The sequence below is a fragment of the Arthrobacter sp. MYb224 genome (assembly GCF_002975455.1).
Taxonomy (GTDB): Bacteria; Actinomycetota; Actinomycetes; order Actinomycetales; family Micrococcaceae; genus Glutamicibacter.
Genome location: NZ_PCPU01000008.1, coordinates 1 through 21428, shown reverse-complemented (window position 1 = coordinate 21428; position 21428 = coordinate 1). Strand labels below are relative to the sequence as shown.

General features: G+C 63.6%; 22 protein-coding genes and 1 pseudogene. 19 read left to right on the top strand and 4 right to left on the bottom strand.

The genetic code is table 11. From position 1 onward, the window contains the following. Positions 1-34: 34 nt before the first annotated feature. On the bottom strand, positions 35-577 hold the full coding sequence (locus tag CQ017_RS18565; RefSeq protein WP_374954998.1) for a DUF222 domain-containing protein: 543 nt from the start codon (positions 575-577) through the stop codon (positions 35-37). Between the two features lie 1474 nt (positions 578-2051). Between CQ017_RS18565 and CQ017_RS14370 the strand changes: the two genes are divergently transcribed. The 7 genes from CQ017_RS14370 to CQ017_RS14340 all read left to right on the top strand — a co-directional run bounded on the left by CQ017_RS14370 (position 2052) and on the right by CQ017_RS14340 (position 9874). After that, the gene (locus CQ017_RS14370) at positions 2052-2303 is read left to right on the top strand and encodes a DUF3039 domain-containing protein (RefSeq protein WP_105554255.1); all 252 of its coding nucleotides are present in this window, start codon (positions 2052-2054) and stop codon (positions 2301-2303) included. A 39-nt stretch (positions 2304-2342) separates the two neighbouring features. After that, a complete protein-coding gene (locus CQ017_RS14365; RefSeq protein WP_105554254.1) occupies positions 2343-4109 on the top strand; it encodes a DEAD/DEAH box helicase in 1767 nt (588 codons plus the stop codon). A 527-nt stretch (positions 4110-4636) separates the two neighbouring features. Next, complete coding sequence (locus CQ017_RS14360; RefSeq protein ID WP_258133684.1) at positions 4637-5530, top strand: TetR family transcriptional regulator C-terminal domain-containing protein; 894 nt, start codon at positions 4637-4639, stop codon at positions 5528-5530. A 40-nt stretch (positions 5531-5570) separates the two neighbouring features. After that, complete coding sequence (locus tag CQ017_RS14355; protein ID WP_105554253.1) at positions 5571-6470, top strand: 3-keto-5-aminohexanoate cleavage protein; 900 nt, start codon at positions 5571-5573, stop codon at positions 6468-6470. A gap of 2 nt (positions 6471-6472) precedes the next feature. Beyond that, positions 6473-7420: a 3-hydroxyacyl-CoA dehydrogenase NAD-binding domain-containing protein gene (locus CQ017_RS14350; protein ID WP_105554252.1), complete on the top strand. Its 948-nt coding sequence runs from the start codon at positions 6473-6475 to the stop codon at positions 7418-7420. Next, on the top strand, positions 7417-7872 hold the full coding sequence (locus tag CQ017_RS14345) for a thioesterase family protein (protein ID WP_105554251.1): 456 nt from the start codon (positions 7417-7419) through the stop codon (positions 7870-7872). Before CQ017_RS14350 ends, CQ017_RS14345 begins: the two co-directional genes overlap by 4 nt. 61 nt (positions 7873-7933) lie before the next feature. After that, positions 7934-9874 carry a BCCT family transporter gene (locus CQ017_RS14340; protein WP_105554250.1) on the top strand — a complete coding sequence of 647 codons (1941 nt, stop codon included), beginning with the start codon at positions 7934-7936 and terminating at the stop codon, positions 9872-9874. A gap of 116 nt (positions 9875-9990) precedes the next feature. Here CQ017_RS14340 and CQ017_RS14335 read toward each other — a convergent pair whose 3' ends face one another. After that, on the bottom strand, positions 9991-10608 hold the full coding sequence (locus tag CQ017_RS14335; protein WP_105554249.1) for an isochorismatase family protein: 618 nt from the start codon (positions 10606-10608) through the stop codon (positions 9991-9993). 58 nt (positions 10609-10666) lie between these two features. Further along, a complete protein-coding gene (locus tag CQ017_RS14330) occupies positions 10667-11965 on the bottom strand; it encodes a nicotinate phosphoribosyltransferase (RefSeq protein WP_105554248.1) in 1299 nt (432 codons plus the stop codon). A 117-nt stretch (positions 11966-12082) separates the two neighbouring features. Here CQ017_RS14330 and clpS point away from each other — a divergent pair, with 117 nt between their 5' ends. The 11 genes and pseudogenes from clpS (at position 12083) to CQ017_RS14275 (ending at position 19677) form a co-directional block, all read left to right on the top strand. Then, the gene (gene clpS, locus CQ017_RS14325; protein WP_105554247.1) at positions 12083-12367 is read left to right on the top strand and encodes an ATP-dependent Clp protease adapter ClpS; all 285 of its coding nucleotides are present in this window, start codon (positions 12083-12085) and stop codon (positions 12365-12367) included. Positions 12368-12372: 5 nt separating this feature from the next. Beyond that, a complete protein-coding gene (locus tag CQ017_RS14320) occupies positions 12373-12951 on the top strand; it encodes a DUF2017 domain-containing protein (protein ID WP_105554246.1) in 579 nt (192 codons plus the stop codon). Between the two features lie 3 nt (positions 12952-12954). Beyond that, a complete protein-coding gene (gene murI, locus CQ017_RS14315; RefSeq protein WP_105554245.1) occupies positions 12955-13878 on the top strand; it encodes a glutamate racemase in 924 nt (307 codons plus the stop codon). Beyond that, positions 13875-14669, top strand: a pseudogene (locus CQ017_RS14310) (MBL fold metallo-hydrolase); the annotation flags it as partial. The gene murI and the pseudogene CQ017_RS14310, both read left to right, overlap by 4 nt. Before the next feature lie 223 nt (positions 14670-14892). Continuing rightward, positions 14893-15345: a carboxymuconolactone decarboxylase family protein gene (locus CQ017_RS14305; protein ID WP_105554243.1), complete on the top strand. Its 453-nt coding sequence runs from the start codon at positions 14893-14895 to the stop codon at positions 15343-15345. A 196-nt stretch (positions 15346-15541) separates the two neighbouring features. Beyond that, complete coding sequence (locus CQ017_RS14300) at positions 15542-15982, top strand: PACE efflux transporter (protein ID WP_105554242.1); 441 nt, start codon at positions 15542-15544, stop codon at positions 15980-15982. Between the two features lie 106 nt (positions 15983-16088). Next, positions 16089-16823: a ribonuclease PH gene (gene rph / locus CQ017_RS14295; protein ID WP_105554241.1), complete on the top strand. Its 735-nt coding sequence runs from the start codon at positions 16089-16091 to the stop codon at positions 16821-16823. After that, positions 16820-17455, top strand: a complete 636-nt coding sequence (rdgB, locus tag CQ017_RS14290; RefSeq protein ID WP_105554240.1) for an RdgB/HAM1 family non-canonical purine NTP pyrophosphatase — start codon at positions 16820-16822, stop codon at positions 17453-17455. Before rph ends, rdgB begins: the two co-directional genes overlap by 4 nt. Positions 17456-17679: 224 nt before the next feature. Then, positions 17680-18069, top strand: coding sequence for a GntR family transcriptional regulator (locus tag CQ017_RS14285; RefSeq protein WP_258133683.1), 390 nt, complete (start codon positions 17680-17682; stop codon positions 18067-18069). Beyond that, positions 18062-18991, top strand: coding sequence for an ABC transporter ATP-binding protein (locus CQ017_RS14280; protein WP_105554239.1), 930 nt, complete (start codon positions 18062-18064; stop codon positions 18989-18991). Before CQ017_RS14285 ends, CQ017_RS14280 begins: the two co-directional genes overlap by 8 nt. Next, positions 18979-19677 carry a hypothetical protein gene (locus CQ017_RS14275; protein WP_105554238.1) on the top strand — a complete coding sequence of 233 codons (699 nt, stop codon included), beginning with the start codon at positions 18979-18981 and terminating at the stop codon, positions 19675-19677. Before CQ017_RS14280 ends, CQ017_RS14275 begins: the two co-directional genes overlap by 13 nt. An 87-nt stretch (positions 19678-19764) precedes the next feature. Here CQ017_RS14275 and CQ017_RS14270 read toward each other — a convergent pair whose 3' ends face one another. Continuing rightward, the gene (locus CQ017_RS14270) at positions 19765-20295 is read right to left on the bottom strand and encodes a DinB family protein (RefSeq protein ID WP_105554237.1); all 531 of its coding nucleotides are present in this window, start codon (positions 20293-20295) and stop codon (positions 19765-19767) included. A 483-nt stretch (positions 20296-20778) separates the two neighbouring features. On the opposite strand from CQ017_RS14270, the gene CQ017_RS14265 reads away from it, so the two are divergent. Further along, entirely contained in the window at positions 20779-21288 is a 510-nt protein-coding gene (locus CQ017_RS14265; RefSeq protein ID WP_105554236.1) for an SRPBCC domain-containing protein, read from the top strand. Positions 21289-21428 lie beyond the last annotated feature (140 nt).

Here is a 21428-nt window from a genome sequence, read left to right as displayed (position 1 = left end):
CGGTCGTGGGCGGAGTTCTCCCGCTCACCAGTGGCTAGTCCCAATACGTATTACGCCGCGGCTGCTGCTCCGGATCAACATGCTTCGGCAAAATCACATGCGGCAGCCCATCCACCAGCACCACCTGGATCCGCCCCGCATCGGCATCCATATGCGCACCCCGGCACAAAGCCCCCAAATTGCCCAGTTTCGTCTCCCCGCCCTTCCACCACGGATCAATATGGTGGAATTCCACCTTCTCCGGCGGCTCGGTGCAGCCAGGCACAATGCACCCGCCATCGCGGGCCAGCACCGCCCGCTTGAGCTTCTCCGGCACGATGCGTTGGGCTCGGCCATAATCGAGCAGTTCGCTCTTCGAATTGAACACCGCCGGTATGATCTCGGCCTCGCACAAGAGCCGTCTCAGCTCGCCGGGCGGCAGATGCACCCCGTGCGCGGTCCGCGCATCCCCGGCGGCCAAATCCTGCAGGTTCTCCAACTTCAGATGCACGATCACCTCCGGCCGGATCCGCGACCCTCCACCAGCAGTGGTGGTGGTGAGGATGTCCAGCAGCGCGTTCAACGCCCGCTCGGGCACGGTCGCGATGGTTTCGGTCTCTTCGGGGTCCCAGCGTGCTTCGTTGCCCACGCCTTCGGGAAGGAAATCCGGGAGGCCCGAACTCGCGGTGTTTGGTTCGGTGGTGGCTTCCGGTACGGCCGGTTCGAGAATGCTCGGATCCACGGCCGACGCAGCGTCTTCATCCTCGTCGGTGCCGTTTTGTTCGCTGCTGGTCGTCTCGATGGCCTCGGATGCTTCTGCTTCGTCGTGGGACGGCGCAGGGTCTCCGGGGTTCGTGCGCACCGCCTGCCCCACCCGGGTGCGCGGATTATTGGCCTGCGCGATCAACGAATCGAGCACCTCTCCCTCCAGCGTGCTCACCCGCAAGAGGAACTCCCGGCTCAGCGCATTGCGCACCGGCAACGCATACAACCCGCGCCGCACCGACGCTTTCGTCGCGGTACCCGCAGTGGTGGCGGCGCTGCTGATCAGCTGCGTCACGTGCTTCTCGGCTTCCTTCACGCTCTGCGCCCCGCGCAGCACCTCGGCGGCGTGTTCCTCCACCGCCCGCCCATCAGCATGGCGCAGTGTCGCCTCGGTGCCGATGCCTTCGAAGGTCAGATCCTTCGGTTCGCGTTTAGCCAGCTTGCGGCTGGTCTCCTGCACGAGGGACGGATGCAGCACCGGGGCTCTGGCGGGATCCGGGCTAGTGAACAGCGCACCGAGGTGGGTGAAGCGCGGCGGGACCGACTGGCCTGCCGGGTCCCGGCGGCCAATGAGATCACTCGCATCCTGGACAAGGGCGGCTGCTTCGGTGTAGGCCAGGTACAGCCAAGAGGCTAAGAGGGCGGCAGGGTCCAGGAAGCTGGGCCGCCCGGTGCAGCGCTGCGCGTCCCGGCTGGTGTCGGCTCCGGTGGTACGCAGCGCGTCCAGTTCGTCCGGGTGGAGGGTGTGGGCGTTGGTGGCCGCGATCCGGTCCGCGGCGGCCACGCGCATGCGGGCGGCTTCATCGGCCAGCGACTGTCCGGCAGAAGCCAGTTCCAGGGCCAGGCGCGGGTCCTCGGTGCCGGCCAGGTGTTCGCGCAGGGTGGTGAGCAGCTGTGTGGTGCCGGTGAACAGGGCCCGCAGGTCGGTGCCCGCCAGGCTCGGGGACAAGCCCGGGCCGGTGAGCTCGGTGAGCTCCCGGTCCAGCTGGCTGAGGGTGTCCCCGAGGGCGGTGGTGTTCATGGGTTCGAGTATGCGCCCGGACAAACGGAGGTGAGCGTGCGGAGCGCGGACTGTGGATAAGCCTCCGCGCAATTAGGCTGCGCAGACACACCCGGTGGCATCGGAGGTTTGAAATGACTTGAGCCCGTCGGGGCAGGACGGCGGCGGCGGAGGATAAATGTGCTGGTTGTGCGGGTATTCATGCGCGTCCTGCCGGGGCAGCGGACGAGTCAAGGGGATGGCGGTGTGGACAAGCTCCCATCGCCGAGGGTGCCGTGCTGGGCCGTGGCGTACTAGAATTGGTGGCATGGTGGAACAGTCTGAAGAAACCCGTGGTGGAACATCAACGATCGAACGCACGGAGACGACGCATGGCGTCGAGGCCGGCGATCATGAGCGCTTTGCGCACTATGTGCAGAAGGAAAAGATCATGGAGTCGGCGTTGTCCGGCGAGCCGGTGATCGCGCTGTGCGGCAAGGTGTGGACGCCGGGCCGTGACCCGAAGAAGTTCCCGGTCTGCCCCGAATGCAAGGAAATCTACGAATCCATGATGGGTTAAGTAGCGGGACAACCAGCAGGAACCATCGGGAAAAGGTAAATGACCGAGACACTTTTTGATTTTGGTGACAAGCTTCCGCTGGAAGACAAGCTCCCTCCGGCATACCCGGAACGGGCTGCCTGGGGAACCGGGCCGAAGCTTCGTGCCTGGCAGGCCGAGGCGCTGGCAAAATACTTTGACGCCGAACCACGGGACTTCATGGCCGTGGCGACCCCCGGTGCGGGTAAAACTACCTTCGCGCTGCGCCTGGCGAAGGTGCTGGTCGATTCGGGCAAGATCAACCGGATGATCGTCGTCGCGCCCACGGACCACCTGAAAAAGCAGTGGGCCGATGCCGCGGCACGTGTGGGAATCGCGCTGGATCCGAACTACAAGAACTCCGATGGGCGGCACGGCTCGCACTACTTGGGCGTCGTGGTGACCTATGCGCAGGTGGCGCAGAAGCCAGCGGTGCACCGGGCGAAAACCGAAGGCGCGCGCACGCTGGTCGTGATGGACGAGGTGCACCACGCAGGCGACGCGCTCTCCTGGGGCGATGGCATTCGCGAGGCCTTCGAGCCGGCCACCCGCCGGCTGGCGCTGACCGGTACTCCGTTCCGCTCGGACGCGGCGCCGATTCCCTTCGTGCAGTATGTGGACGAGGGAGATGGCATCCGCCGCTCGAAGGCGGATTACACCTACGGCTATGGCAAGGCGCTGGCGGACCACGTGGTGCGCCCGGTGCTGTTCATGGCCTATTCCGGGGCGATGCGTTGGCGCACCGCGGCCGGCGAGGAGATGGAAGCCGAGCTCGGCGCCGGATTCACCAAGGATGTCACCGCGCATGCGTGGCGCACCGCCTTGGACCCGCACGGCGACTGGATTCCTTCGGTGCTGCGTGCGGCGGATCGCCGGCTTTCCGAGGTGCGGCGCACCGTGAAGGATGCCGGCGCCCTGGTGATCGCCACCGACCATGAGGACGCGCGCGGTTATGCCACCCAGCTGGAGGCGATCAGCGGCGAGAAGGTCACCACCATCCTCTCGGATGACCCGAAGGCCTCGCAGAAGATCGACGATTTTGCCGCCTCGGATTCGCGCTGGATGGTCGCGGTGCGCATGGTGTCCGAGGGTGTGGACGTGCCCCGGCTGTGCGTGGGCGTGTATGCCACTTCCACCTCGACCCCGCTGTTCTTCGCGCAGGCCGTCGGGCGTTTTGTGCGCAGCCGAAAGCGTGGCGAGGTCGCCAGCGTGTTCCTGCCCTCGGTGCCGGTGCTGATGGCGCTGGCCAACGAGATGGAGATCGAACGCGACCACGCGCTGGACCGCGAAGGGGAGAAGCTCGAAGACGGACTGGACGACGCGTTCCTCGAAGAGGCGAATCGCGAGGAGAAAGCCAGCGACGAGCTGAACAAGGCCAAATTCGAGGCGCTGAATTCCCAGGCCTCCTTCGACCGGGTGCTCTTCGATGGCGGCGAATTCGGCACCGGTGCGGAGCTGGGCAGCGATGAGGAGCTCGGCTTCCTCGGGATTCCCGGCCTCTTGGATACCGAGCAGGTGTCCGCGCTGCTGCGCGAGCAGCAGAACAAGCAGATTTCGCGCGGGGCCACGAAGCCCGAACCGGTCAGCGACCACCGGCGGATGATGGACTTGCGCTCGAAGCTGTCCAAGAACGTCTCGGCCTGGGCTTCGCGCACCGGCGTGCCGCATGGGCAGGTGCACAACAAGCTGCGCAGCGTATGCGGCGGTCCGGCGGTGCCGCAGGCGACCGCGGACCAGCTGCAGGCGCGCATCGACAAGCTGCAGGATTGGTTCGTCGGGCGCAAATAGGTCCGGCGATCCGCCGACGGCGCCCCGCATCATGCGGGGCGCCGTCGGCGTTTAACGAAGGCTCGGGGCGCGGGGCTGGCCGCTTCCAGGCCTGTGGCCAGCGCCGTGAACCGAACGGAATCCGAGCGGCGAGCAGTTGTTATTTTCGCTCTTGAAAGTCGCCATTCCATGCAGCCTGCCCGCCAGGATCCGGTAGGACCCGGCTTCGGGCACCGCTTGCTTTCCTCGCATTGCTGGACAGGGCCGCCGAGCGCATGACGCAAACATCGTCTCCGCGGCCGGCGGCGTTGAGCCCAGCTGCGGGATGCACCTTTGGCGTACTTGCTTCCGGCCGCTCGCAAGGAGCTTTCCCAGAGCGGCTCGGCCTAGGAACTGCTGGAAACCGTTCCGTGTCTTGCGCCGTTGCTCCCGGATTCGCTTCTGCCACGGCATGAATCGCCAATGCGACGCGGTTCCCAAAATCGCAAGTTCTGACTAAATATCAAAATACTTTGCGATTCATGAAAGTTGCATATAGGCTAGCTGGCATGCCAAGTACCACAGCCATGGGCCCGATCGGCGAGCGGATCCGGACCGCAATCAAAAAGAGCGGCAGTTCGCAGCGGGAGATCGCCGCGCAAATTCGCATCGATGAAACGAAGCTCTCCAAGTCTTTGAAAGGATTGCGGCGGTTTACCGCCGACGAGCTGCTGCGCCTTGCCACGGCTACCGGGGTGACGGTCAGCTGGATCATGGGCGAGGAGAGCTCTGCGGTTTCCGCCGCCATCCCGAGACTGGAGGGCGCCGATGAGCGTCTCCCGTCGGCTGATCAAAAGTTAGGCCATCGCAAAATTATCGAAACGGCTTGGCGATTATTTGCCGAGCAGGGCTTTGAATCGGTGCGGATTGCCGACATCGCGGCCGAAGCCGGAGTATCCAGCGCGACGGTCCATTATTACTTCCCGACCAAGCAGGAACTGTTCGGCGCGGCCATGAACTACTCGGTGAAACTGGCCTATAACCGACAAGTCGCGTGGCTGAGCGAGGTAACCGACCCGGCCGAGCGGTTGACCAGGCTGCTTGAGCTGCAATCTCCCGATGGGCGAACCGCGGAGCTTGAATGGTCGATCTGGGTCCAGATGTGGAACAAGATCACCGTGGATGGACGCTACGACGAGGCCTATGTCGAGAGTTACCGGCGCTGGGTAGCGACCGTACGCAGCACGATCGAGGATGGCCAACGCCAGGGGCTGTTCCGGGCGGGCGACCCCGACAGCATGTCGCTGGAACTGACCTCGCTGATGGATGGATACGGCATCAAGGTGCTGACCCGGGTGATCGACAAGCCGGCCATGGCCCGCGGATTGCGCGACTATCTCCGGCGCTGCATCGCGCTGGACGGATCCCGGGCCGATTCCCGTTGGGCCGCGGAATCCCGGTAATTCGCAGACCGGGCAAAAGAGCTACAAAAGGAGTTTAGAGATGAACCGAAAAATAATCTTGACCTGCGCCCTGACCGGAGCAGGCGACACCACCGCAAAGAGCGAATTCGTTCCGGTGACTCCGGAAGAAATCGCCAAGGATGCGATTGCCGCGGCACGTGCCGGTGCCTCGGTCGTCCACATCCACGTGCGCGATCTGCAGACCAAGCTCAGCTCGCGCAAGGTCGAATACTACCGCGAGGTCGTTGAACGCGTCCGCGCCTCGGAGGTGGACCCGGTCATCAATCTGACCGCCGGAATGGGCGGGGACCTGGTCCTCGACCCGCAGAACCCGACCGCCCAGCTGCCGGGCACCGACTTGGTCAGCGGCCTGGAACGGCTGCCCCACGTCGAGCAGCTGCTGCCGGAAATCTGCACGCTGGACTGCGGTTCGCTGAACTTCGGCGATGGCAGCAACCTCTACGTCTCCACTCCGGACATGCTGCGCGAAGGCGCGGCACGGATCCAGCAGCTGGGGGTGCGCCCGGAGCTGGAGATTTTCGACACCGGGAACCTGTGGTTCGCCAATGTCATGGTGCAGGAGGGATTGATCTACCCGCCGCCGCTGTACCAGCTGTGCATGGGCGTGCCCTACGGGGCCCCGGTGGACCCGGGCCTGCTCCACGCGATGGTGAACCTGCTGCCCAAGGGCGCGGAATTCACCTCCTTCGCCATCGGCGCCAACCAGCTGCCCTGGGTGGCCCAGTCGGTGCTGGCCGGCGGCCACGCCCGCGTCGGACTGGAGGACAACCTGTACCTGTCCAAGGGAGTGAAAGCCACCAACGCGCAGCTCACCGACCGCGCGGTGGGCATTATCGAATCCCTGGGCGCCGAAGTGGCGACCCCCGACGAGGCCCGCGAAATCCTCGACCTCAAAGTCCAGATCCCGGCAGGAGCCTGAGCATGGAACGCATTCGCGCAATCAACGACATCGACACCATCGCCTGCATCGGCGCCGGAACCATCGGCGGCGGCTGGGCCGCCTACTTCCTGGCCCGCGGGTACAAGGTCAAGGTCTGGGACCCGGCACCCGATGCGGCCGCGAAGCTGGGACGGCTGATCGAGGCGGCCTGGCCGGCCCTGGAACAGCTGGACATGGTCCCCGGAGCGGACAAGAACGCCTTCAGCGTGCACACCGATTTGTCCGAAGCGGTCGCCGGGGCGGGGTTCGTGCAGGAATCGGCCCCCGAGGAGCTCGAGCTCAAGCGCAAGCTGTTCGCGGAGCTGGACGCGGTGGTGGATCCGGACGTGGTCATCGGTTCCTCCACCTCCGGCTACCCGATGACGGATATGGCCGCGGCGCTGGCGCACCCCGAGCGTTTTGTGGTCGGCCATCCGTTCAACCCGCCCTACCTGATCCCGCTGGTCGAGGTGGTCGGCGGCGAGCTGACCAGCAAGCGGGCCGAGGCATGGGCCGCCGAATTCTACGAGCAGATCGGCAAGTCGGTGATCCTGATGGACCGCGAGGTCCCCGGATTCATCGCCAACCGCCTGCAGGAGGCGCTGTGGCGCGAGGCGCTGCACATGATCGACAACGGCGAGGCCACGGTCGAGCAGATCGACCGTTCGATCACCGACGGCCCGGGGCTGCGCTGGCCGATGCATGGCCCGATGCTCACCTTCCATCTGGCCGGCGGCGAAGGCGGCATGGCGCATATGCTCGACCATTTCGGACCGTCGCTGAAGTCGCCGTGGACGCGCCTGGAAGCCCCGGAGCTGACCGGTGAGCTGCGCGATTCGGTGGTGGCCGGCTGTGACACGGCCGCCGGCGAACGGAGTTTCGGGCAGCTGGTCGCCGAACGCGACGCCGGGATTATCGCCATCCGCAAACTTGCCGGAGGCCGGGGATGAGCGCCCAACAGCCGGGGCTGCTGAGCAGCTACGAAACGACCGTTGACGCGGCCTGGATCGATTACAACGGGCACATGTCCGAGCCCTACTACGTGCTGGTCTTCGGGTACGCCACGGATGCCGCGATGGAGTCGCTGGGCCTGGGGGAGGACTACCGGGCCGCCAGCGGCTGCTCGCTCTACACCGTGGAAGCCCATGTGCGCTACCTGCAGGAGGTGTCGCTCGGCGAACCGCTGAGCGTGCGCACGGTGCTGGCCGGCTTCGGCGCGAAGAAGCTGCATCTGGCTCACGAGCTGTACCGCTCGGGGCAACTGGTGGCGACCGAGGAAATCCTCGGGCTGCACGTGGACCAGGCAGCCGGGGCCACCGTGCCGTTTGGGCCCGGCATGCTGTCCGCGGCCCGGCGCGCTGCCGCGGACCCGCCGCCGTGGTGCGGGCGCAGGATCGGGTGAGGAACCGGATCCAGCCCGCGCCGGCAAGGCAGTGACGACAAAGCGACCTCAGGTGGAAAACATGGCAAAGCAGAATACCCCGCGGGAACCGCACCCCGCCCGACCCCGGCCTCCGATGCGCAAGCTGCTCAAGGAATTCACCCAGCCCGGGCTGGTGCATCCGGCCCTGATTCCGGGCATCGGCGTAGAATCGACCAGGCAGGATTTCCGCACCAATAAACTTGTCTTCGCCTTATCCGGCGCGTTGATTGTGGCGGTGATTCTCTGGGCCGTGCTGGCACCTGATACCGTCGCCACGCTCGGCGGCACGGCGCTGTCCTGGGTGACCACGAACTTCGGCTGGATGTTCGGGCTGCTCTCGATCGCGATCGCCGTGTTCATGCTGGTGGTCGGCTATTCGCGCACCGGCGGCATCCGCTTGGGCGCCGACGATGAGAAACCCGAATTCTCGACCGTGTCCTGGGTGGCGATGCTGTTCTCGGCAGGCATCGGCATCGGCTTGCTGTTCTATGGCCCCTATGAACCGCTGGTCTACTTCCAGGAACCGCCCTACGGGTTCGAGTCGGCCGCCGGAACCCCGGATGCCATGCACGATGCCATGGCGCAAACCATGCTGCACTGGGGCCCGATCGCCTGGGCCTACTACGCGCTGGTCGGCGGCGCCATCGCCTACAGCGCCTACCGGCGCGGGCGTCCGCCGCTGATCTCCTCGATCTTCGAACCGATCTTCGGCGCCCGCACCCACGGCCCGATCGGCATGGCCATCGACATCTTCGCCATCCTGGTGACGCTGTTCGGCACGGCCATCTCGCTGGGCATCGGCGCCCTGCAGATCGGCCGCGGCTACCAGATGGTCAGCGGGGCCGGGCCGGTGGGCAACGCGTTCCTGATCGGCTCGATCGCCGTGCTGACGGTGCTGTTCATCCTTTCGGCGGTCTCCGGGGTCAAGCGCGGCATCCGCGCCCTGTCGAACCTGAATATGGTGCTGGCCGGGATGCTGGCGCTGTTCATCTTCATCGTCGGGCCGACCCTGTTCATCTTGAACTTCATGCCCGCCAGCATGGCCGCGTTCTTCGGCGAGCTGTGGACCATGCTGATGCGCAACCCGAACCAGAGCCCGGAAGCGGCCGAGTTCATGGGCGGCTGGACCACCTACTACTGGGCCTGGTGGGTGACCTGGACCCCGTTCGTGGGCCTGTTCATCGCCAAGATCTCCCGCGGCCGCACGCTGCGCGAGTTCGTGACCGTGGTGATCATCGTCCCCGCGCTGGTCTGCTTCTTCTGGTTCTCCATCTTCGGCGGCACCTCGATGTGGATGGAGCTGACCGGCCAGGGCATCAGCGATGCCGGTTCGCCGGAGGCGATGCTGTTCGCGGTCCTGGACCAGCTGCCCGGAGGCACCGTGCTGTCGATCATCGCGATGGTCTCGATCATCGTCTTCTTCATCACCTCGGCCGATTCGGCCTCGATCGTCATGGCCTCGATGTCGCAGCGCGGCCGGCCCGAGCCTTCGCGCTGGGTCACCGTGGTGTGGGGGCTGCTGCTGGGGCTCACCGCGGCCTCGCTGCTGCTGGCCGGCGGCGCGGAGGGGCTGGCCGGACTGCAATCGCTGATGGTGGTCTCGGCACTGCCGTTCGCCTTTGTGGTGATGGGCATCATGATCGCCTGGTGGCGCGATCTGCGCACCGATCCATATATTCTGCGGGTCAAGTTCGCCCATGCGGCGATCGCCCAGGGCATCCGCCGCGGCATCGAGGACTTCGGCGATGACTTCGTGTTCAACGCCACCGAGGTGCGCAAGGAGGAGGGAGCCGGTGCCGGGCTGGGCACCAAGGATCCGCTGCTGACCGACTGGTACCTGCAGGCCACCGGGGAGATCGACCTGGTCAACCCCGCGGATATCGCCCGCAGCCGGCAGCCCGGAGCGATCCAGCGCGAGCGCCAGGCGGAGCCCACGCCTACCGCATCCGCAGACGCTTCGCTGGCCGTGGGCGAAAAGTAGCCGGTGCGGCGGCGCAGCGACAGGCTGCAGGATTGGTTTCTCGGGCGCAAATAGGTCCGGCGAACGACCGACGGCGCCCCGCACAAAGCGGGGCGCCGTCGGCGTTTAACGAAGGCTCAGGGCGCGGGGCTGACCGGTTCCAGGCCCAGGGTGAGCACGATGGCTCCGGCCTCGCGCAGCTGGGTGTAGACCGCCGGCAGGTTCTGCGGGCTCACCGCCGCGGTCAGCGGGGCGAGCACGGTGGTGCTGAATCCGGTGCGGGCGGCATCCAGCGCGGTGGCGCGCACGCAGTGATCGGTAGCGATGCCCACGATATCCACCGTGGTGATGCCGCGCTCGCGCAACCATTGATCCAGCAGGGCGCCGGACTCATCCTCCGGGGCCGCGCCCGGATCCAGGACCCGGGCCTCGAACCCCGAGTAGGCGGCGGTGAAGCGGCCCTTGGCGAAGTGCGCGTCGACCTCCAGCGCGGCGATGCTTGGGTGCAGCTCCGCGCCTTCGGTGCCGGCGACGCAGTGCACCGGCCAGGAGTCGGCGAAGTCCGGGGCCTCGGAAAAGTGGGCTCCCGGATCGATATGCCAATCCTGGGTGGTGATGATCGCGCTGTAGGACTCGCGGCGGGCCATCACGTCCTCGGCGATCGCGGCAGCGACGGCGTTGCCGCCGGCCACGGCCAGCGGGCCGCCTTCGCAGAAATCCGGTTGGACATCGACAACTAGCAGGGCTCGAGTCATGTTTTGCTCCTAATCATTGCGAGTGAATAGGGTTTTAACCATAATACTGCCTCGGCGCTCAGTCCTCGCGGATGATCGTCGGGATGACCGGCTCGCCGCGCTGGAGCTTGCGTGCCACTCCGGGCATTTCCTGGATCGAGGCGTGGTGGCGCGCCCGGGCCTTTTCCACGCCGGCCGCGCCGATGAAGGACTCATCGATCCGGCCCGCGGTGACGAAGGGCACCGAAAGCTGGCGCTCGGGCCCGCCGGTGCTGTACTCCTCGAGCGAGACGATCTCCGCGGTGGCACGGTTGCGTTCGTTCAGCTGGCGGACCGCGTGCTTGCGCCCGCCGACGCTCGCCTTGTTCGCCGAGGCCTTCGCCACCGGAATCCAGCTGCCGGCCGAATCCTGCCGGGCGACGAGCTTGTAGACCATCGAGGCGGTTGGGTGCCCGGAACCGGTGACCAGGGCGGTGCCCACGCCGTAGGAATCCACCGGTGCGCTGCCCAGGGCCGCGATCGCGTATTCGTCCAGGTCAGAGGTGACGGTGATCTTGGTGTTCCAGTTGCCCAGGTCGTCGAGCAGCTCGCGCACCCAGCCGGCCTGCTGGACCAGGTCGCCGGAGTCCAGGCGCACCCCGCCGAGCTCGGGACCGGCCACCTTGACCGCGGTGCGCACCCCGGCCTCCACCTCGTAGGTGTCCACCAGCAGCGTGGTGTCTTTGCCCAGCGACTCGATCTGCGCGGCGAAGGCCTGCTCTTCGGTGTCGTGCAGCAGGGTGAAGGAGTGCGCGGAGGTGCCTACCGTCTTGATCCCGTAGCGTGCGCCGGCCTCCAGATTGGAGGTCGAATCGAATCCGGCGATGATCGCGGCGCGGGCGGCGGCCACCGCGGATTCCTCGTGGGTGCGCCGGGAGCCCATCTCGATGCACGGACGGGTGCCGGCCGAGGCGATCATGCGCGAGGCGGCCGAGGCGATGGCCGAATCGTGGTTCAGGATCGAGAGGATGTAGGTTTCGATCACGCAGGCCTCGGCGAAAGTGGACTGCACGGTGAGGATCGGGGAGTGCGGGAAGTAGAGCTCGCCCTCGGCGTAGCCGGTGATGTCGCCGGTGAACTTGAAGTTCTCCAGGTAATCCAGGGTTTGCTTGTTCACCACCTTGGTATCCGAGAGGAAGCGCAGCTGCGCGTCGCCGAAGTGGAAGTCCTTGAGGCCTTCGAGCAGGCGACCGGTGCCGGCGACCACGCCATAGCGTCGTCCCTCGGGCAGTCGGCGCGAGAAGGCTTCGAACACCGAGGGGCGGTGAGCGGCGCCGGAGGCGAGGGCCGCCTGCAGCATGGTCAGCTCGTAGTGATCGGTAAAAAGGCTGGTGAGCATGTGGTGCTCCTGATCGAAAAGTGGATGGACCGGCCTTTACTGTATAACGCCTCACGCTTGCGGTGATATTCACAACGCACCGCGTCTCTTGGCAAGATGGGGCGTAAAATGAGAATTATGACCGCTATGCCCGATGTAATGACGAACCCCGAGACCCTCAAGGCGCAGGATAAGGCCTGGCGCCTGATCGTGTGGAACGACCCGGTGAACCTGATGAGCTATGTCTCCTATGTGTTCCAGTCGTATTTTGGCTTCACCCGCGAGCGCGCCGAACAGCTGATGCTGCAGGTGCATAACGACGGTTTTTGCGTCGTGCGCAGCGGTGCCCGGGAGGCGATCGAGTCCGACGTGCATGCGATGCACGGCTTCGGATTGCAGGCAACCATGAACCAGGAGGCCTAAGCTACGTGGCAAGGGCCTTTAAAAGTGGCGCGCGCGGAATCACCGGTTCGCTGCACGCCTCGGAACGGAAATTGCTGCGCGAACTCTTCGGAGACGTCATCACGGTGCTCGAAGAACGCGCCGCGGTGCATGAGCTGCCCGAGGATATCGATCCGCTGTACGCGCTGACCGGGATGCGCCCGAAGAGCGCGGATCTTCCCGAACCATCCGATGCCGCGGTCAAGCGGCTGCTTCCGGATGCCAGCGAGGACAAGGCGGTGGCCGCGGAATTCCGCCGGCTGACCGAAGCGGATCTGATCGCCGAAAAGACCTCTTTATTACGCGAGGCCCAGCTTTTGCTGGAGACCGAGAAGCTGGTGCTCCAGGTCCCGGCCGCGCAACGCTTCGCGCGGGCGTTGAACGATGTGCGCCTGGTGCTCGCCGAGCGGCTGGACATCCGCGACGAGGCGGATTCGGAGCGGATCGCCCAGCTGGTCGATGCCGCGGCCGTGCAATCGCCGCAAGAGTATCTGGGATTGGTGTACAACTTGGTCTCCTGGGTGCAGGACACCTTGATGCAGGCACTGATGAATGCGGAGCGCTAGGCGATGAACTCCTACTTCGCCAGTTCTCCGCTCAGCGCGCCGAATGCCAATACCCCGATCGGGATCTTCGATTCAGGGGTCGGCGGACTGACCGTGGCCCGCGCGATCATCGACCAGCTGCCGGGCGAATCGTTGATCTACGTCGGAGACACCGCGAACTCGCCCTACGGCCCGTTGCCGATCGCCCAGGTGCGGGCCAATGCGCTGGGCGTGATGGACGAGCTGGTGGACGCCGGGGTGAAGCTGCTGGTGATCGCCTGCAATTCGGCCTCCTCGGCGGTGCTGCGCGACGCCCGCGAACGCTATACCGCGCGCTACGGGATCCCGGTGGTCGAGGTGATCCAGCCGGCGGTGCGCCGTGCGGTCGCGGCGACGAAGAATGGGAAGATCGGGCTGATCGGCACCCAGGCGACGGTGGGATCGCGCGCCTACGAGGACGCTTTTGCCGCCGCGCCGTCGTTGAAGGTGCACGCGGTGGCCTGTCCGCGGTTTGTCGAATTTGTGGAGTCAGGGATTACCGCAGGTGCCGAGCTGCTGGCGCAGGCCGAGGAATACCTGGCCCCGCTGAAGGCCGCCGAGGTGGACACGCTGATCCTGGGCTGCACCCACTATCCGCTGCTCACCGGCGTGATTTCCTACGTGATGGGGGAGTCGGTCACCCTGGTCTCCAGCGCCGAGGAGACCGCAAAGGATGCCTTCCGCGCCTTGACGACCCATGAATTGGTACGCGAGGACCAACTGGCGGCGCGTCACGAATTCCTTGCCACCGGGAACGCTGATAGTTTTGGGGTATTGGCTCGCCGATTCCTCGGACCGGAAGTATTGCAGGTGCGCCATGTGGACCATGTGGCCGCCCACTATCCCACCGGTGCGATCACCAGGCTAACCCCGGAACTGATTGCCGCGGCGAAAGCGAGTAAGCAATGAAGCTGACCATTATCGGGTGCACCGGGTCGTTCCCGGGCCCGAGCTCCCCGGCGTCCTGTTACCTGGTCACTGCCTTTGATGGCACTCGCGACTGGAAGATCCTGCTCGATCTTGGCTCCGGCGCCCTGGGCGTCCTGCAGCGCTATACCGATATCAAGGACCTCGATGGGATCATGATTTCCCATCTCCACCCGGATCACTGCATGGACCTGTGCGGCATGCACGTGGCCATCCGCTGGGACCCAAACGGCTGGAACCGCGAAAAAATGCTGGTTCATGGGCCGGCGGATACCGCCAATCGGATCGAGACCGCCTACGGCCTGCCCGAGGGCGACACCATGCACAAGGACTACGACTTCCGCCAGTGGACCGCGCTGCAGCCGGTGAATATCGGCCCATTCACCATCACCCCCTACCCGGTGCGCCACCCCATCGAAGAGTCCTACGCCTTGCGTGTCGAGGCCCGCGAGCCTGGCCCCGACGGGGAACTGCTGACCAGTGTGCTGACCTACTCGGGGGATACCGATACCTGCCAGGGGCTGGTGGATGCCGCCCGGGGTTCGGATATCTTCCTCTGCGAAGCGGCCTTCGAGGAGGGCCGCGACGACGCGATCGACGGGGTGCACCTGACCGGCAAGCGTGCCGGGCAGATGGCCACCGAGGCGGGCGCCGAGCGCCTGCTGCTGACCCACATTCCGGTGTGGACCGATATCAACAAGGTCGTCGACGAGGCGAAGGAAACTTATGACCGCGGGATCGCCGTGGCAATTTCCGGGGTGACCTACGGGGTCTACTCCGGCTCCCTGAAAGAGGACAAGCACCCGACGCTGTTCAAGGGCGACCGCGGAACCGACTACCTCAAGTCCCGCACCGGCTCGCTGCCGAAGATCAACTACGAGAAGGTCCGCAAGTTCCCGCTGCTCAAGCGCAAGAAGTAGCGGGCAGGGTTTTGCGGCACGGGTAGGCAACCGAACCCGCCGCACCCACGGGCCAACCCAACAGAGGAACTGAACTATGCCATCGGCACCGCGACGCAGCGTAAATCTGGGCAAGCAACATCCCGAGGCCTACAAGGCCCTGATCGAGTTGAATGCGCAGGCCGAAGCGGCGCTGGTGGCCTGCGGTCTGGACCCGCTGCTCGGTGAGCTGGTCAAGATCCGTGTTTCGCAGCTCAACGGCTGCGCCTTCTGCCTGCGAATGCACACTCGCGATGCGCTGAAACTCGGGGAGACGTCCGACCGCTTGGCTGTGCTGGCCGCGTGGTGGGAATCGCAATACTTCAGCGAGGTGGAGGCCGCGGCGCTGGCCTTGGCCGAAGAGGTCACGCAGCTTGAGGTGCCGCCGTCGCGCGCCGGGGACACCGCGGTGCTCAGCGCGGAGCAAGTCTCCGCGATCAGTTGGCTTACCATCGTGATGAACAGCTGGAATCGGATCGCGATTCGCAGCCAGTACCCCGTCGCACCTTGATCACCGGAAATCGCCGTTCGGCTGAGGGATCAGCCAGCCAGACCGGTGATTTCGCTCACCGAACTCTAGCGAGCAGAATTGCCGCGTGCTAGCTTGGAAAGCACACCCCGCTGAGGACTCGCGGGGCAATTAACTACCTACACCATGGACGCGAACCCGCAAGGACTTCCTATGGACTACTTCTAAGGAGTACCTCGTGTCCTCGGTTCTTCGACGCATCATTTACGTCTTTTCCTATGAGCTCTTCGCCATTGTGCTGACCTCCGTGGCCTTGGTCCTCTTGGGTTTTGGCGGCGGGCATTCCGGTATTGTCGCCGTGACTTCTTCGGTCGTGGCCCTGATCTGGAACTACATCTGGACCTCCCTGTTCGAGGCATGGGAAAAGCGCCAGGAGTCCCAGGTGCGCACCGTGGGGCGCCGGATTGCCCACGCGCTCGGGTTTGAAGGCGGATTGGTGCTGATTCTTGTGCCGATTCTCGCCTGGATCCTCTCGGTTACGCTGCTCGAGGCGTTGGTCCTGGAAGCAGGATTGCTGGTGTTCTTCCTGATCTACACCTTCGTCTTTGCCTGGCTCTTCGACCGTGTCCTACCGGCCAAAAAATGCCCATCTGCCGAGGTCGAAGAATCGGTGATTTAGCACCGCCCGCCAGCCAAGTCGAGTTGGCACCCTGTTGGACTAAACACCCTGGCTTCTGGTGCCGTCACAGACCCGGAAGCCGGGGTGCTTTCGTTAGGATGGAAGCATGACTTTACGTGCCGACGGCCGCAGCGCCGCGCAACTTCGCGACATCACCATCACCCGTGGATGGTCCACCCAGGCCGAAGGCTCGGCTCTGATCGAATTCGGAAATACCCGCGTGCTGTGCACCGCTTCCTTCACCCAGGGCGTGCCGCGCTGGCTCAAGGGCGAGGGGACCGGCTGGGTTACCGCAGAATACGCGATGCTTCCACGTGCCACCAACACCCGTAACTCCCGCGAAGCGGTCAAGGGCAAGCTGTCGGGCCGCACCCATGAGATTTCCCGACTGATCGGCCGCTCGCTGCGCGCGGTGGTTGACACCAAACAGCTGGGCGAAAACACCATCGTGCTCGACTGCGACGTATTGCAGGCAGATGGCGGAACCCGCACCGCCGCGATCACCGGCGCCTATGTGGCGCTGGCCGAAGCGCTGGAATGGGCCCGCCGCGAGGGAATCCTGAAGTCCAACGCGAAGGTGCTCTCCGATTCTGTCGCGGCGATCTCCGTGGGCATTATCGACGGTACCCCGATGCTCGACCTGCCTTATGAGGAGGACGTTCGCGCGGAGACCGACATGAACGTTGTGGTCACCGGTTCCGGTGACTTCGTCGAGGTGCAGGGTACAGCGGAGGGCGCACCGTTTAAGCGTGCAGAGCTCGACGCATTGCTGGACCTTGCATTGATCGGGACCACCGAGCTGGCGCAGATCCAGACCGAGACCCTGCGAAACGCCAAATGAGCGAGGCAGTTCTCGTCCTAGCCTCACGCAACCAGGGCAAGCTGCGCGAACTGCGCGAGCTGCTGCGCGGCCAGGTGCCTGGCCTGGATGTCGACACCCAGGTCATCGACGCGGCCACCGCCGGCGCCCCGGACCCGGTCGAGGATCAGGTCACCTTCGAGGGCAATGCACTGAAGAAGGCCAAGGAGATCAGTGCCGCTACCGGGCTGATCGCGCTGGCCGATGATTCGGGATTGAGCGTTGATGTCTTAGGCGGGGCACCCGGGATCTTCTCGGCTCGCTGGTCTGGATCGCACGGTGACGACGAAGCGAATATCGACCTGTTGCTGGGGCAGCTCGGCGATATCTCCGAAGAACACCGTGGCGCCGCGTTCGTCTGCGCCGCGGCACTGGCTACTCCGAGTGGTGCGCAGCAAGTGGAACTCGGCAAGCTTGTAGGCCGGCTGCGCCGCGAGCGTGCCGGCGAGCATGGCTTCGGCTACGACCCGGTCTTCCAGCCCAAAGATTCCAACCGTTCCTTGGCTCAGTTCTCGGCAGAGGAAAAGAACTCGATCTCGCATCGCGCCCAGGCATTCAAACTGTTGCTACCAGCGATTATCACTGAGGTCAGCAAGGCATTAGCCGTCAAATAAGCGCCAGCGTGACTTGGCGCAGATAGCCACCGGACTTCTGGTGAACCGGCCGGCTCTCCGCATTTCCCCGATATGGGAAATACGGAGAGCCGGCCGGTTTTTTCGTGCGCGGAAGGCAGTGGTATTGCATAATTTTCACCCAGGTTCTATGGTTAGTTACATGAGTAATGAACCAATGAACTGGTTGGGAGATTTGGTTCCACAAACGAGGGGAAGTGCATGGCGTGATCGATGATTCGAAACCGATTTTCATGCAGATCGCCGAGCTGATCGAAAATGATATTTTCGCTGGCGTGCTTGCCGAAGAGGCCCAAGTGCCATCGACAAACGAATTCGCCGCCTTTTACCGGATCAATCCGGCAACTGCGGCCAAAGGAATTAACAAGCTCGTTGAAGAAGGGCTGTTGTATAAGAAGCGGGGGATCGGGATGTTCGTAGCACAGGGCGCGCCGGAACGGCTGAGGCAAAAGCGTCGACAGAAATTTAATGACCTGTACGTCCAGCCGCTGACGGCCGAAGCGGGGAAACTTGGCATCGGAGTTGAGGAGCTGATGGACATGATCAAATCCGCACATCCATTGGATTCGACCCACGGAGGTATGAGTGATGTCTGAGAAAATCGCAGTTTCGGCGCAACGGCTGACTAAGACGTTTAAGGACGTCAAGGCGCTGGATGACGTTACCCTGCAGCTAGAATCCAACAAGATCTACGGTCTGCTCGGCCGCAATGGCGCTGGCAAGACGACCCTGATGTCGATCCTCACCGGTCAGGGGTACCCCGGCAGTGGCGAGATCGAGATCTTCGGGCACGCGCCCTTCGAGCATGATGCAACCCTGTCCCGCATCTGCTTCATTCGTGAATCGCAGAAGTACCCCGATGAGTACAAGGTCTTTCAGGCGTTCAAAGCAGCGTCCCTCTTCTTCGAAAATTGGAACGAGGCGCTAGCCCAGGAGCTGATCGCAGACTTCAACTTGCCGGTCAAGCGCAAGATCAAGAAGCTATCCCGCGGCCAGCTTTCGGCCGTTGGAGTGATCATTGGCCTGGCTTCGCGGGCCGAAGTGACCTTCTTCGACGAGCCATACCTGGGCCTGGATGCGGTGGCTCGGCAGATCTTCTACGACCGACTGGTGGAAGATTTTTCGCTGTATCCACGCACGATCGTGCTCTCCAGCCACCTGATCGACGAGGTCGCAAATCTCCTCGAACACGTGATCATCATCGACGGTGGTCGCATTGTGATGGACAGCGATGCTGAATCCCTTCAAGGGGCCGCGGTGACGGTCAGCGGCAACTCGAGCACGGTGCACGAGTTTATCGAGGGTTACCCGGTCATTCACCGGGATTCTCTGGGAACGCTGGCGAGCATCAGCATCCGAGCGCGACTTTCGGAGAGGCAACAAACCGAAGCGCGAGAACTGGGTCTTGATCTCAGCCCCGTTTCACTACAGCAACTGGTCGTACGGACTGCCTTGGGGCAGCCGGTTCAAAGCGAAACAACCGAAGGCGATGAGGAGGCAAAGCAATGGAGCGTGTAATAAAGGTAGTTCGCATGCAACTGATCAACAAATGGGTCTTTATTGGCCTCCCGCTGTTGATTCTCGGCTGCTCTTTTATTTTCTCGTTGGCGATCTTCTGGATAGTCCGCGAAGCCGGAGCCGAGGGAGCCGTTTATGGCGGCGGAGCCCAAGCGCCCATGTGGTACTTTTTGGCGTTGGGTATCCAGGCACTGACCTTAACCTTCCCCTTTTCTCAGGCCATGAGCGTCTCGCGACGCAGTTTCTACCTCGGAACGGTCCTATTGTTTTCGGCCTGCGCACTGGCGCTATCGATCTTCTACTACTTGATGGGACTGGTGGAGAAGGCAACCGGTGGTTGGTGGCTGGATTCCCGGTTCTTCGCCTTGGAGTGGATCGCGGATAACAACGCGGCGGTTCAGGTAGGTTTCTACTTCGTGCTGATGGTACTGCTGTTCATGATCGGCTTCTTGATCGCCACGATCTACATGCGTTGGAAGACGACCGGCATGGTGGTCTTCTTCATTGGACTAGGAGTTGTGCTCCTCGGAGTTGCCGCGCTGATGACCTTCAGCGATTTTTGGGACAATTTCTGGAGCTGGGCGCTGACTTGGACTGCTGCCGGGGTGACCTTGTGGGGTGGTGCCGTAGCGGTGGTGATGGCCGGCGGTTCGTATCTGACCTTGCGTAAGGCAACAGTGGCCTAGCCGCCCGATAGATGGCCTGATACCCGGGGAGCGAATCACTCGCTTCCTGGGTATTCTGCTACCCGGAGACCCAGCGCAGCGCGATCCCTATCCCATCGACTTCGCACCGTCGATGGACTCGCGGATGATGTCGGCGTGCCCAGCATGCTGCGAAGTCTCTGCACCGATGTGAAGCAATGACCGGCGCACGCTAAGGCTCGCACCAGGTTCGTTCCATGGAGCCGGCGGTAGCTCGAAACGTCGATCAAGATCCGCAAGGGTAGTCACTATCTCCTCGGTGCGTGCGGCGCAGGCATCGTAATCAGCAATGATTTCCGCCAGAGTCTGATCTGCTCCCATTTCAAACTGAGCCTGCCGAATCGCGTATTCCTCCGCTCCCCACTGCGCAAAATGCTTCCCATTGACCGACTGGGCCTCCATGCCTTCGACGACAAATCGCGCCCAGGAATCCTCGGTGGCGGTAACGTGCTTAATGATTCCTCCTAAGCAGAGGGCACTGGCCGTGGGGCGAAGCCTGGCCTGATCATCGCTCAGCCCGCGGGTCGTATTTTTCAGGAAGAAACGGGCCTCCGCCAGCAGCCCCAAGATGTCTTGGCGTTCGGGAGATAGCGAAACCATGGTGCTCCTTGGAAAGGTCAATGCTTGGATGGGAAGTGCTGTGCCCAACGATACGACGCTCCGCAGCTGGGCCACAGCCTTCGAATTGAAACAGGTCGGGCCGAAAACTCAAAGACTAGGCGAATAATTCCTGTCCCAAGCCAGGTCGAATCGGGTCTATCGAGAGCTGCATGGAGCAACAGATGGGCTTGAAATAGCACTTTTCCCGCAGTGGTTTTGGTCGCCAGGGTGGGGAAGAGGCGAATTGCCCACGGTCGGCAAAATCAGCCTGCCGACGCCGGGGCGGTCGCCAGATGATGAGGGCTTGGCCGGTCAGGGTTAGCCGAACAACCATAAATCATGTCTCGATCGTGACCGAGCATGGCAAGGCGTTTCTTTTCCAATGACGGATGGCACCTTTCTTGCTACCCTACATACACCGCTGTCGAGCCCGATGGATACTGAATCCACCTCGGCAATTCATGGAGAATCAGGAGAGTGGCCATGAACGCCCTGCCGACCGGAACCCGCGCACCCGATGGCGCCTTGGAGCTGCGCAGAGTTTTCACGGTGCCAGCCGCAGAGCTTTGGACCTACCTTGCTGTTTCGGATCGAACTGCTTTGTGGTTCGGCAGTTGGCGGGGTGACCCCAGCAGCGGGGAAGTGGAAGTGGCTTTGACCGCCGAGGAAGGAACGCCCCGCGAGAAAGTCGAGATCCTGAGCTGTGACCGGGCTGCTTACCTGCTTAGCGTCAGCACCGGGGAAGGCGAGGAAGTTTGGCGGTTGGAATTATCGATCGAGGAAGTTTCGGACGGCAGCAAGCTGGTGTTCAGGATGCCGGGGCTCGATCCGAGCATGGCCGGCTCGGTGGGTCCTGGGTGGGATTACTACCTGGACCGGCTGGTGGCAGCCGTTTCCGGTGCCGATGCCGATGAAATCCGATTCGAACCGGATTATTACCCAGCACTTAGCGGCTACTACGAGTCGCTCTTCCCATCCGCGCCCCGGGAGTAATCGCTTGCGTATATCGGCTTTACGGGCGACGCGAGCATCCAATGCCGTGTTCGGTGCAGCTCTGGGCCTTTCGCTGTTTTAACCCGAAAATCCGATTGTCGTCCTGTGGACGGTGGATCCTTGCAGGGGCTAGGGGCTAG

Excerpts from the sequence above, each read along its gene's own strand:
- CQ017_RS14370 (WP_105554255.1), top strand. The coding sequence starts at position 2,052 with ATGGTGGAACAGTCTGAAGAAACCCGTGGTGGAACATCAACGATCGAA.
- CQ017_RS14365 (WP_105554254.1), top strand. The coding sequence starts at position 2,343 with ATGACCGAGACACTTTTTGATTTTGGTGACAAGCTTCCGCTGGAAGAC.
- CQ017_RS14360 (WP_258133684.1), top strand. The coding sequence starts at position 4,637 with ATGCCAAGTACCACAGCCATGGGCCCGATCGGCGAGCGGATCCGGACC.
- CQ017_RS14355 (WP_105554253.1), top strand. The coding sequence starts at position 5,571 with ATGAACCGAAAAATAATCTTGACCTGCGCCCTGACCGGAGCAGGCGAC.
- CQ017_RS14350 (WP_105554252.1), top strand. The coding sequence starts at position 6,473 with ATGGAACGCATTCGCGCAATCAACGACATCGACACCATCGCCTGCATC.
- CQ017_RS14345 (WP_105554251.1), top strand. The coding sequence starts at position 7,417 with ATGAGCGCCCAACAGCCGGGGCTGCTGAGCAGCTACGAAACGACCGTT.
- CQ017_RS14340 (WP_105554250.1), top strand. The coding sequence starts at position 7,934 with ATGGCAAAGCAGAATACCCCGCGGGAACCGCACCCCGCCCGACCCCGG.
- CQ017_RS14335 (WP_105554249.1), bottom strand. The coding sequence starts at position 10,608 with ATGACTCGAGCCCTGCTAGTTGTCGATGTCCAACCGGATTTCTGCGAA.
- CQ017_RS14330 (WP_105554248.1), bottom strand. The coding sequence starts at position 11,965 with ATGCTCACCAGCCTTTTTACCGATCACTACGAGCTGACCATGCTGCAG.
- clpS (WP_105554247.1), top strand. The coding sequence starts at position 12,083 with ATGACCGCTATGCCCGATGTAATGACGAACCCCGAGACCCTCAAGGCG.
- murI (WP_105554245.1), top strand. The coding sequence starts at position 12,955 with ATGAACTCCTACTTCGCCAGTTCTCCGCTCAGCGCGCCGAATGCCAAT.
- CQ017_RS14305 (WP_105554243.1), top strand. The coding sequence starts at position 14,893 with ATGCCATCGGCACCGCGACGCAGCGTAAATCTGGGCAAGCAACATCCC.
- rph (WP_105554241.1), top strand. The coding sequence starts at position 16,089 with ATGACTTTACGTGCCGACGGCCGCAGCGCCGCGCAACTTCGCGACATC.
- rdgB (WP_105554240.1), top strand. The coding sequence starts at position 16,820 with ATGAGCGAGGCAGTTCTCGTCCTAGCCTCACGCAACCAGGGCAAGCTG.
- CQ017_RS14280 (WP_105554239.1), top strand. The coding sequence starts at position 18,062 with ATGTCTGAGAAAATCGCAGTTTCGGCGCAACGGCTGACTAAGACGTTT.
- CQ017_RS14275 (WP_105554238.1), top strand. The coding sequence starts at position 18,979 with ATGGAGCGTGTAATAAAGGTAGTTCGCATGCAACTGATCAACAAATGG.
- CQ017_RS14270 (WP_105554237.1), bottom strand. The coding sequence starts at position 20,295 with ATGGTTTCGCTATCTCCCGAACGCCAAGACATCTTGGGGCTGCTGGCG.
- CQ017_RS14265 (WP_105554236.1), top strand. The coding sequence starts at position 20,779 with ATGAACGCCCTGCCGACCGGAACCCGCGCACCCGATGGCGCCTTGGAG.